This window comes from uncultured Roseibium sp., assembly GCF_947499295.1.
Lineage (GTDB): Bacteria > Pseudomonadota > Alphaproteobacteria > Rhizobiales > Stappiaceae > Roseibium.
In genome coordinates, this window is sequence record NZ_CANMNP010000005.1 from 293,709 (window position 1) to 305,431 (window position 11,723).

General features: G+C 55.4%; 8 protein-coding genes. 4 read left to right on the forward strand and 4 right to left on the reverse strand.

All coding sequences use genetic code 11. The features are described from left to right. Position 1 precedes the first annotated feature (1 nt). The 4 genes from ugpC to Q0835_RS11320 all read left to right on the forward strand — a co-directional run bounded on the left by ugpC (position 2) and on the right by Q0835_RS11320 (position 5,980). Complete coding sequence (gene ugpC, locus Q0835_RS11305) at positions 2 to 1,093, forward strand: sn-glycerol-3-phosphate ABC transporter ATP-binding protein UgpC (RefSeq protein ID WP_298820134.1); 1,092 nt, start codon at positions 2 to 4, stop codon at positions 1,091 to 1,093. A gap of 474 nt (positions 1,094 to 1,567) precedes the next feature. Further along, positions 1,568 to 2,353 carry a DeoR/GlpR family DNA-binding transcription regulator gene (locus tag Q0835_RS11310; RefSeq protein ID WP_298820135.1) on the forward strand — a complete coding sequence of 262 codons (786 nt, stop codon included), beginning with the start codon at positions 1,568 to 1,570 and terminating at the stop codon, positions 2,351 to 2,353. A 332-nt stretch (positions 2,354 to 2,685) separates the two neighbouring features. Then, positions 2,686 to 3,594, forward strand: a complete 909-nt coding sequence (locus Q0835_RS11315) for a sugar kinase (protein WP_298961152.1) — start codon at positions 2,686 to 2,688, stop codon at positions 3,592 to 3,594. A gap of 205 nt (positions 3,595 to 3,799) precedes the next feature. Then, positions 3,800 to 5,980, forward strand: coding sequence for a methyl-accepting chemotaxis protein (locus Q0835_RS11320; protein ID WP_298961155.1), 2,181 nt, complete (start codon positions 3,800 to 3,802; stop codon positions 5,978 to 5,980). A gap of 111 nt (positions 5,981 to 6,091) precedes the next feature. Here Q0835_RS11320 and iolB read toward each other — a convergent pair whose 3' ends face one another. Genes iolB through iolC form a run of 4 tightly spaced genes read right to left on the reverse strand, consistent with a single transcriptional unit; the run spans position 6,092 to position 11,611 of the window. Further along, positions 6,092 to 6,913, reverse strand: coding sequence for a 5-deoxy-glucuronate isomerase (iolB, locus tag Q0835_RS11325; protein ID WP_298961157.1), 822 nt, complete (start codon positions 6,911 to 6,913; stop codon positions 6,092 to 6,094). Further along, complete coding sequence (gene iolE, locus Q0835_RS11330; protein WP_298961160.1) at positions 6,910 to 7,806, reverse strand: myo-inosose-2 dehydratase; 897 nt, start codon at positions 7,804 to 7,806, stop codon at positions 6,910 to 6,912. Before iolE ends, iolB begins: the two co-directional genes overlap by 4 nt. A 23-nt stretch (positions 7,807 to 7,829) precedes the next feature. Then, a complete protein-coding gene (gene iolD, locus Q0835_RS11335; RefSeq protein WP_298961162.1) occupies positions 7,830 to 9,668 on the reverse strand; it encodes a 3D-(3,5/4)-trihydroxycyclohexane-1,2-dione acylhydrolase (decyclizing) in 1,839 nt (612 codons plus the stop codon). After that, on the reverse strand, positions 9,665 to 11,611 hold the full coding sequence (iolC, locus tag Q0835_RS11340) for a 5-dehydro-2-deoxygluconokinase (protein ID WP_298961164.1): 1,947 nt from the start codon (positions 11,609 to 11,611) through the stop codon (positions 9,665 to 9,667). Before iolC ends, iolD begins: the two co-directional genes overlap by 4 nt. Positions 11,612 to 11,723: the final 112 nt, after the last annotated feature.

Sequence of the window (11,723 nt, forward strand, 5' to 3'; positions counted from 1 at the left end):
CATGACTTCGTTGTCCCTGAAAGACGTCAGCAAGTCTTATGGCACCGTGGAAGTTCTCAGGAATATCAACCTGGAGATCGAACCGGGCGAGCTGATCGTATTTGTCGGGCCGTCAGGCTGCGGGAAATCCACTTTGCTGCGCATGATTGCAGGCCTTGAACGCATCACTGGCGGAACGCTGGAAATTGGCGACATGGTCGTCAATGACGTGCCGCCGGCTCAGCGTGGAATCGCAATGGTGTTCCAGTCCTATGCGCTCTATCCGCATATGACGGTCTATGACAACATGGCCTTTGCGCTCAAGCTGGCCGGCAAGTCGAAAGACGAGATAGACACCGCCGTGCGTGCCGCTGCAGACAGATTGCAGCTGACGCAATACCTGGACAGATTGCCAAAGGCCCTGTCGGGAGGGCAGCGTCAAAGGGTGGCTATCGGCCGGTCGATCGTGCGTGACCCGAAGGTGTTCCTTTTCGATGAGCCGCTTTCAAACCTCGACGCAGCGCTGCGGGTTGCTACGCGGATTGAAATTGCCCAGCTCAAGGAAAGCATGCCCGAAAGCACAATGATCTACGTGACCCACGATCAGGTGGAGGCCATGACGCTGGCCAGCCGGATCGTGGTTCTTCATGGCGGTGACGTCGAGCAGTTCGGAGCGCCTTTGGAACTCTATGAGCGGCCGGCAAACACTTTCGTCGCGCAGTTCATCGGGTCACCGGCCATGAACCTGATCGAAGCGACAGTCAAAGTTGCCGGCGGCCAGACCTCGGTGGTGATGACCGATGGCGGCCATGCCGATGTGCCGATTGCATCAACGGATGCGGATGTCGGCAAGACCGTCAAACTCGGTGTGCGACCGGAAGATCTGGTGCTCACGGAAAGCGATGACTACCTGGTTACGGCTGATGTCGAAATCGTTGAGGCACTCGGTGAAACGACGGTGCTTTACTTCAAGGCGCAGAACGGGAATCCGGGTCTAATTGCAAAGCTTCCGGGTATTCACGAAATCAAGCGAGGCACCAAGGTTCGGCTGACGGCTGCCGAAGAAAAGCTGCACTTGTTTGATGCCGACGGAAAGTCGTTCCTTTATCGGTAATCGGGCAGCTGCGGCTTCATCCGCCTTCAGCCATTTTTCAACGCCCCTCCCTGACAGGGGAGGGGCGTTGCACTTCAGTTAACGCCTGATTGAGGTTCGGCGAACGCTGCCACAATAAGGCTCCGGTCTTGTGGTGTGCTGCAAAGATGTGGCTCAGCTTCGTCAAGGCGGAGACCTTCAAACTCCCGTATGCTGCCCATCGCCATGTCAGGCCGTACCTCAATCCCATTTAGACTTTTCATTCGGACTGATCCGGACCTTGAAACTCCCGTCATGTGAATTCTTGGTTTGTCATCATGTGTGATGACGCGCTAAAACTGTCATATCATGTTCATATGAGCGTCTAATAAGGTTCATATGAACATGATTTATCTGGTTTCGAAGCTCTCGTTTTTCGAACCAGCAACAAGCTCTTTCAGAAGGGTATTCCGGCAAATGCCGGAAAGAGCGATACGGCGTCGGGTTAATAGGCATATGCTTGGGCAAGTAGATATTTCAAAACGTCAGTCTGAAATTTCAGATCTCGTTCAGAAGGCAGGCTTTGCGTCGGTTGAAGAACTCGCCGATCGTTTTGAAGTGACCACACAGACAATCAGACGGGATGTGAACCGCCTGTGTGAGCTTGGCATTCTCAGACGAACGCATGGCGGTGTTGAACCACCGGCACCTGCCTCCAACATTCACTATTCGACGCGGCAGATCCTAAATCTTCCGGAAAAACAACAGATCGCCAATCTTGTTGCCAGCAAGATTGAAAACAACACGTCTCTTGCATTTTCAATTGGTACGACGCCCGAAATTGTCATGCAGGCCCTGACAGCAAATGAAAAACTGGCGATTTTCACGAATAATCTGAATGTTGCCTTTTCGGCGTCAATCAATCCGTCTTTTCAGGTGACTATTGCGGGTGGGCGTCTGCGGCATGGCGACCGCGATGTGCTTGGATCTGCCGCGCAGGCTTTCTTTTCCAACTACAAGGTTGATGTCGGCATTTTTGGAGTTGCCGGTGTCGATGAAGATGGAACGCTTCTCGATTTCCATGAAGACGAGGTGGCCGCGCGACAGTCGATCCTCGCCAATTGCCGAAAGTCCTATCTGGTGCTTGATCACAGCAAGTTCGGGCGCAGTGCCCATGTGCGCGGTGGGGTCTTGAGCGACGTCGATGCCATTTTCACTGATCGTCCGGTTCCGCCTGCAATTCTCTCAGGCCTGAAGGGGACACAAACGCGGGTCTATGTCGCCGGCACCCCCAGCGTTTGATTGCCCGCCCAACGGAATGTTGCGGCAACTGTCAGGTATCTGCCCCTTGCAGACAGCTTTAAACGCTGACCGCTTCAGAGCTGTGACATGATTGGGTTTGGTGCTTTTGCACTCATCAAGTTCGTATTTTTCAATCTGTTGAAAGTTTCGGCCGCCCCCACAAATTGAAGCGGGGAGTTGCAATCGCTCGGAATTTTTCCGAAAAGAAACGGAAGCGATTCCCCCTTCCGAAAGTAGAATTGGAGTACGGGGGTGTTTGTGATATGAGATTTAAATCGATTAAAATGACAGAAATCCGGGAAAACCTGGATCCAGCTTGTGAGGAAAAGCCCGTGTCAAAACTGTTTCTTGCCGTTGGCGAATGCATGGTTGAAATGGCGCCTACGGCGGAGGGGACCTACTCGATGGGGTTCGCCGGAGACACATTGAACACGGCCTGGTATGCCCGGCGGGCTTTGCCTGAAAGCTGGACCGTCAGTTACCTGACTGGCGTCGGCAGCGATCAGGTTTCAGATCAGATGCTGGAATTTCTGCAGGCTTCGAATATCAATACCGACCAAATCCGACGACTTGAGGATCGAACGGTTGGTCTTTACATGATCCAGCTGAAAGATGGCGAACGGAGTTTCGCCTATTGGCGTTCGCAATCCGCAGCCCGTTGTCTGGCCAGCGATCCGGATCATCTTGCTCAGGCTTTCCAGAAAGCGGGGCTGATCTATTTCAGTGGTATCACGCTCGCAATCCTTTCGGCGAAGGACCGTTCCGCGTTTATGGATGCCTTGAAGTCGGCCCGTATCAGCGGCGCCAAGGTGGCTTTCGATCCGAACCTTCGGCCGCGGCTATGGGAAAACCTCGAAACCATGCGGTCTGTCGTGACCGAAGCCGCAGGCCATTGTGATTTTGTGATGCCGTCTTTTGAAGACGAGTTGGAATATTTCGGCGATGCAACCCCTGCAGACAGCGCCGAAAGATATCTTGCGGCCGGGGCAGATATGGTGGTGGTCAAAAACGGACCCGAAGACGTTGTTTGCGCGCGCCGCGGTGAGCTTCAAAGCTACGCGCCGCAACCTGTCCGCAACATTGTGGATACGACCGCTGCCGGAGACAGCTTCAATGCAGCCTTTCTTGCTGACTATCTGATCTCGCAAGATGTTGCCTCAAGCGTTGGAGCTGGAGCAAAACTGGCGGCAACGGTTATTCAGCACAGAGGTGCGCTGGTGAAAATTCTTGAGCCGGCTTGAGGGTGGCAATAGCCTTCACTTCGCCATAACTGTCAGAATTTAAAGGCGCTTTACCTAGTTTCAAACTTTTGTATATTGTAATTTTTTGCAATATCTAATTATTATCTAAAGGTGAAAACGTTAAGTCTATGTTTTATTATTACCCTAACTTAGCCGGGAATTTCGGGCTGATGAAACCATAAATACCGCTAAGGAAGGGACGAAAATGGCTTTCCGTCTCGCAAGAAAAATACCCGCAATGGTCGTCGGGGCTGCCGCGATTGTCGGCGTTGGCATCGGGTTGGCCAGCTATTTTACATCTGTGGCCAGCATTGACGAGTTGACCAAGCAAAGGCTTTTGGCAGCAGCTGAGACCGGTTCGGCTGAAATCCGTGCGTATCTCGAAACGATTGAGCATCAATTGGTCTTGATAGCGGAGAACCCGGGAACGGTCGCAGCAGTCAACGAGTTTTCGACCGCTTGGCAGGAAATGTCCAAGGACGGGGTGAATCTGGAGTCTGCACTCCAAGATGCCTACATCTCGAACAATCCGCACCCGACCGGAGAGAAAGACAAGCTTTACGCGGCTGAGACAGGTTCAGCCTATGATGTTGTCCATGCCAAATATCATCCATGGTTCCACAAGCTTCAGCAGGATGAAGGCTATTATGACGTCTTTCTGTTCGATACTGAGGGGAACCTTGTCTATTCGGTTTTCAAGGAATTGGACTATGCAACCAATTTTAAGGCCGATGGCGGCAAATGGGCCGGGTCTGACCTCGGCGAGGTGTTCCGAAAGGCCATGACGATAACGGCGCACAGCGATGTGGCCTTTGAAGACTTCGCGCCATACGGCCCCAGTTACGATGCGCCGGCCAGTTTCATGGCACACCCCGTCGTTGATGGTGACCATAACACAGTGGGCGTGTTGGCGTTTCAGATGCCCGTTGACAAGATCAATGAGCTGATGCGCCACAACCTAGGTCTGGGCAATTCCGGTGAACTTGTGTTGATCGGTGACGACGGCTTGATGCGGAACGACACCACCTACACACCAGACGTCAATGACATCTTGACCACCAAGATTGAAGGCGCGGTGATTGACGAAGCAAGAGCCAATGGTGAAGCCTTTGGCTACGCCGAATTGCACCGCGGTGAATTGATGGACGTAGAGGCCATCACGTTCAACTATCAGAACAACGAGTTTCTTCTCTTGGCCTTGCAGTCCTATAAGGAAGCGTCTTTGCCGGTCGTTTCGCTGCGCAATCGCATGATTTTGGCCGGCCTGGCCTTGCTTGCGATAGCTGCTGTCGCAGGTTTGTTTGCAGCTCGTACGATTACGTCTCCAATCAACCGGTTGGTGAACGCGATGAGTGCATTGGCAGCCGGTGATTTGAGTGTCGATATTGAAAGCGCGGATCGCACGGATGAAATCGGTGACATGAGCCGTGCCGTCACTGTCTTCAAGGAAAACGCCATCCAGAGGCAGGAACTGGAAGCCAATGCTCGCGGAGAACGTGATCGTGAACAGGAACGTCAGGAGTACCTGGAAACGCTCATCTCTGAGTTCCAGGGCACCATGTCGGATCGGTTGGCCACAGTATCCGATCAGATGGGACTGATGCGTGGAGCAGCAGCGACACTTGATGAACTTGCCACAAATGCCAGGTCGGAATCCGATGTTGCTGGCAACGCCTCAAAAAGTGCTTCGGAAAGTGTTGCCACGGTCGCGGCCGCGACTGAGGAAATGACGGCGACGGTTCAGGAAATCGCCAACCAGACCGAAACCACGTCTCGGATTGTCCAGGAAACCGTGGAAGCCGCGGAGACGACCAACAAGGATGTGCAGATCCTGTCTGATGCTGCCGAACACATCGGCAGTGTTGTCAATCTGATCCGGGATATTGCCGAACAGACCAATCTGCTTGCCCTCAACGCGACCATTGAGGCGGCGCGCGCCGGTGAAGCTGGACGCGGATTTGCGGTGGTTGCTTCGGAAGTCAAGGATCTGGCAGAGCAGACATCCAAGGCTACGGACGAAATCTCGGGTCGCATTACGGGTATTCAGGGCTCGGTTAAAGATGCAGCCGGTGCTATCGGGCATATTGCCGAAAAGGTCGATGAGATCAGAAGTCTTACAAGTTCTGTGGCCGGTGCTATCGAAGAACAGCGTGCAGCCAATCTGGAAATTGCCCGTTCGGCCAAATCTGCCAGCGACAGCACAGGGGATGCCGTTACCAGCATGTCATCCGTATCGAACGTTGTGCTTCAGACTTCCGAGGAAGCGGTTTCCGTGAACTCGGCGTCTGATCTCGTCTCTGAGGCCAGCTCAAATCTGGCAGAAGAGGTCGAGCGTTTCCTTGCCAGGGTCTCCGGTGACAGGGCCGGTGATCGAAGCGCAGCGTGACGGATGGACGACCATCGATGTGAAAAGATCAAGGGTGCCTCCGGGCACCCTTTTTTTGCCGGTTTTTCAGAACGCGCCGGATTTGTTGCCGGGACGTCTCGCTAAGAGGTCTCAGCCTGCATCCCGCTCTGCGATCCAGTCATGGTCTGGATGGTTTTGAAAGCGCCATTTGCGCATCGGGCCCGCCATGACATTCAAATAGTACATTTCATAGCCATAAGGTGCGCCGCATGGGTGGTGTCCCTTCGGAACCAGCACGACATCATGACTGTTCATGGAAATGGTTTCGTCCAGCATTCCGTCTTCAGTGAAAACCCGTTGGTGGCCATAGCCCTGGTCCGGGTTGAGACGATGATAGTAAGTCTCTTCCAGATAGGTCATGTCCGGAAAATTGTCCTCGTCGTGCCTGTGCGGCGGGTAGGACGACCAGTTGCCCGGGGGCGTGAATACTTCAGTGACCAAGAGGCTGTCGGCGACATCGGATTCTTCCATCGCAATTGGATAGATGTACCGTGTGTTCGCACCTTTGCCACGTGTGACCCTCTCGGGAACCGGCAAAACCCTGGCCGTATGACCTCCCTTGCCTGGCGCGGTGCACACACCGATGGTGCAGTCGGTCGTGGCGGTAGCCAACCAACTGGTTTCGTTTGGAACGTAAACGCTGTGCGGCGGCCGTTGCTCGAACACGTTCATGCGTTCGCCCTGCTCGCCGAAGTCTTTCCCGCCGGCAGAGATACCGGCCTTTCCTTCGACCATGACCAGGATCACTTCCCGGTCTCCTGTCGTTTCACTGGCCGTCTCGCCTGCTTTGAGGCGATAGAGCGAAAACCCTACATATCCCCAATCCTGTGACTTGGGGCCTCTGGCGCTCTCTACGGTGATGTCGTGAACCTTGCCATTGGTACCCGACGGTTTTCGCAGAAGGTCGCTCATGTCAGTTCCAATTCGTTAGCAATGGCCTTGAGCGTCTTAAGACCAAGGCTCTGGTATTTGAAAGGATTGTGGACCTCGGGGTCCTGCTCAGCCTCGATGACAATCCAGCCCCGATAACCGGCTTCCTTCAGGATCGTCAAAAGGGGGTGAAAATCTATGCCGCCTTCGTCGTCGCCCGGCACTGTGAAAACACCGGCCCGGACCCCGTCCATGAAGGATTTGCCATTCTCCCGGATATTCTTCATCACGGCGGGCCGTACGTTCTTGGCATGGAAGTGGCCGACCCTGTCAATATAGGTCCTCAGGACGGGTGCCGGATCCTCACCCTTGCTTCCGAAATAGCAGTGACCGGCATCAAAGAGCAGTTTTGTCGACGGGCCGGTGGCGGCCATGAAAGCATCGATTTGCAAAAGGGTTTCAACTACGGTTCCCATGTGGTGATGATAGACAAGATCAATGCCTTGCTGCGCACAAAAGGCCGCGAGTTCTTCAACCTTCGCACCAAAGATTTTCATCTCTTCTGCGCTCAGAACCGGGCTGGTGGAAATGTCTACATCGGACCCCTGGATGGTGTTTGAGGTTTCGCAGGCTATGCAAACCTTGCAGCCATTGTGCTTCAGTTTGTCCAGGTGCGGCTGGATCGCCTTCTTCTCATCCTCGACCGACTGGTCTAGGAGGTTGAACGAATACCAGCCGGAGATGAACTTCAAGCCATGACTGCCGAGCAACTGTTTAAGCTCTTCCGGTTCATCCGGCCAACGGTGTCCGTTTTCAATACCGTCAAAACCGATTGCCGAAGCTTCCTTGAGGATCTGCTCTGTGGGAATGTGGGCACCGAGCGTCTGGTCATCATCGTTTGCCCAGGCAATCGGGTTGGCGCCGTAAAGGATCATGTTTTCTTTGTCCCTGATGAGGGTTAGTCGGCGCGTTGATCTTTGAGCGCGGCCAGATAGTTTTCGCGGGCTTCTTTGACTTCAGGCCGGGCGGATACCTCGGGAACGGCAACGTCCCACCAATGGCCACCTCCGGCTTCACCGGGGCCGTGCATCGGATCGGTGTCGATCACGATCACGGTAGGAACCTGCCTGGCCCTAGATGCCAGGATTTGATTTTCCAGGTCGGCAATGTCCTCCGCCTTTACCGCATGTGCACCCATGGAAGCTGCATGGGCAACAAAGTCGATCTCGGGCTGCACTTTAATATTGGCGCTCCGATAAAGATTGTTGAACTCGGCACCACCTGTCCCCAATTGCAATCGGTTGATGCAGCCAAAACCGCGGTTGTCGGTCAGCACCACCGTAAAGGGGACCTGACGCATGACAGCTGTGGCAAGTTCGGAGTTGGCCATCATATAAGAGCCGTCGCCGACGAAGCAGACAACGTCCCGGTCGGGTTGCGCAAGCTTGACACCCATGGCACCGGCAATTTCGTAGCCCATACAGGAATAGCCATACTCCATGTGATAGCCACCCTGGGGTGCCTGCCATAAAAGCTTGAGCGCACCCGGCATTGTTCCGGCAGCACACATGGCGATGGTCTTTTCGTTTGCAGCGCGTTGAACCGCGCCGATCACCTCCGCATCAATTGGCAGGTAATCTTCTGATACATCGGACCGAGCGCCGCAGTGGGCATCGACCTTGGCAAGCCAATTGAGACGGGATTGCGGATCAAAAGCGCCTGATCGGTGGTCATTGAGCGTTGCCGATAGCCGCTCAAGGCAGACCTTGGCGTCACCGACAAGACCGACCGCGCTGTGTTTGTCCGCGTCATAGCCTTGAACGTTTATCGACACCAGTTTGCGGCTCGGGTCTTTGAACAGCGCCCACGAACCGGTCGTGAAGTCCTGAAACCGCGTGCCGACGCCAATGACAAGATCGGCCTTTTCCGCCAGTTCGTTGGCGCACGCGGCACCGTCGACCCCGGCAGCCCCAAAGTTCATCGGGTGAGACTGGGCCAGTGCTGATTTGCCTGCCTGGGTTTCGATAATGGGTATGGCGTGGCGGGTTGCGAAATCGCCAAGCGTTTCTTCGGCCTGCGAATACACGACACCGCCGCCGCAAACCAGAACCGGGCGTTCAGCGGCCTCGATCAGGGCTGCAACGTCAGAGACCTCCCGGCTGTCAGGTTCGGGACGCCGGATACGCCAGACCTTGGGCTCAAAGAAGCTTTCAGGATAGTCGAAGGCTTCTGCCTGAGTGTCCTGACAGAAGGACAGCGTGACAGGACCGCAATCGGCTGGATCGGTCAAGACACGGAGCGCACGCGGCAGCGCCGTGAGCAGCTGCTCAGGGCGAACAATCCTGTCGAAATAGCGGGAAACGGGCCGAAAGCAGTCATTGGCCGAAACCGTACCATCGTCGAAATCCTCGACTTGCTGAAGCACCGGATCCGGCGCGCGCCCTGCAAAGATGTCGCCAGGGATCAACAGAACCGGCAGGCGATTGACATGCGCAAGTGCTGCTGCGGTGACCATGTTGGTTGCGCCCGGTCCAATCGAGGATGTGACCGCCATTGCGCGTCTGCGCCGCTTTGCCTTGGCATATGCGATGGCCGTGTGCGCCATGGTCTGCTCATTCTGGCCACGCCAGGTCGGTATCGTGTTGCCGGCTTGCTCCAACGCTTCGCCAAGGCCTGCGACATTGCCATGGCCGAATATGGCCCAGACGCCGTCGATGAAACGTTCGCCGTCTTCGTTCATTTGCGCTGAGAGATATCGGACCATGGCCTGCGCCGCGGTGAGGCGGAGAGTGCTCATGCAGGTATTCCTTGATGTTCGGAGGACTGCGAGTGCGCGCGTGCTTTGTCCCAGATTTGGCAAAGGCGCTCAAAGCGTTTGCTCATCTCGGCGACGGCGTCTTCATTGCCAAGTTCACCGGCAAGCCATTTGCGCGCCGCATCGGCAAATATGGTTCTACCGACAGCAAAGCCCTTGACGAGATCAAACTGTGCCGCTTCCGAAAAGCTTGCAGCCAGCTGGTCTTCAGGTGCATCCAATCCGAGGATGACGATGCCGCGCGTATTCGGATCGTTGTCGGTAATCGCCGTGCAAGCGCGCGACCAGGCCTCTTTTGTCGTAAGGGGTTCAAGCTTCCACCAGTCTGGATAAATGCCTACCTCATAGATGCGTCGAATGACTTTAGCGGTCGTGTCATCATCAACGGTGCCAACCTTTGATGGAATAATCTCCAAAAGAAGTTCCAGACCATTTCGCCTGCACGCGGCAAAGAGACGTTTCAAGACATCTTCCTGCTGCGCCCTCAAGTCATCGGCGTCGTCTGGATGATAGAAGCACAGCACCTTGACGACATGTTCTGACGGCCATTCGGCCAGGCCGCCGAAATCGGGACCAATCTCCGGCTCCAGGCTCAACGGGCGGGAGGCTGGCCATTCAACAGGATGTCCGATCCACAGTCCTGTGCCGGCGGCTTTATAGAGGGCATCGCGGCCGAGCCGGCTGTCGCACAAAATGCCGTAGCCGGGTTTTCCATCTGCCACCTTGAGCGCCGCATCGAGACACAGGTTCTTGAAAAACCCCAGATGCTCGTGCGTAACACCGGCTTCATCCGCCATCTGTTCCAGCTGTATCCTGTGATCAAATGCAAAAACGCGCATGGTGGACCAGTCACCACCATGGGAGGTGTGCCGGTTGGTGGCCCAGTGGATCTGGTCCAGTTCCTTGTCTTTGCGCAAGGCCTTGTCCTTGACGCCGCGCTTGATGAAGAACTGAAGTTCTTCCCAGCTGGGGTAGGCTGGCGTGCAGCCGTGTCTGGAGACTGCGAAAGCGCCGCAAGCGTTGGCATAAGTCAGGGATGTGACCCAGTCGCAGCCTGTGATCCAGCCTTTGAGAAGACCGGACATGAAACCGTCGCCGGCCCCCAGCACATTGAACACTTCGATCGGGAAACCTGGCCCGGAGATGCCGTCATCGAGGCTTGAGGGAATGTCCTCTTCAAAAGCGACGGCGCCCATGGGGCCGCGTTTGCAGACGAGCGTTGCCCTGGATACCGCTCTGACATTCCTCAGGGCCTGCAACGTATCTGTCGTGCCGCCGGCAATGTGAAACTCTTCTTCCGTCCCGACAATCAGGTCAAACAGGTTCAGGGTCGATTGCAGTTTTGCGCTGACTTCATCTGAGGCGATGAAGCGGTTCTCGCCGTCGCCGTGACCTGAGAGGCCCCAGAGATTTGGCCTGTAGTCAATGTCGAGGGCCGTCTTGCCACCCGATTCACGCGCCAGTTTCAGCGCCTTCAGGACTGCTGCTTCGGTCTCGGGGTGGCTCAAATGTGTGCCGGTCGCAACAACAGCTTTGGCGGAGGCAATGAAGTCCGGGTCGATGTCGTCCTCACAGAGCGCCATATCCGCGCAGTTCTCACGGTAGAAAATCAGCGGGAACTGTTCCTGATCGCGAATTCCCAGAAGAACGAGCGCTGTCAACCGGTCCGGGTCGGTGATGACACCTTGGGTGTTGACCCCGTGGCGTTCCAGCTCCTCCCGGACAAAGCGGCCCATGTGCTCGTCGCCAACCCGGGTAATCAAACCGGACTTTAGGCCCAGACGGGCTGTGCCCGTCGCCATGTTGGTGGGCGAACCGCCGATATATTTGTTGAAGGACGACATGTCCTCCAAGCGGCCACCCACCTGGGCTCCATAAAGATCGACCGAAGACCGGCCGATCGTGATGACATCGAGTTTTTTCACGTGTGCATTCCGTCCGTTGCGAGACTGCTCTTCAAACCGTACCGCCGAGTGAGCCTTCGAGTTGGGCGAGTTCCTGTCCGCCTGCCATCATTTCCTGTAGTTCTTCTGCCTT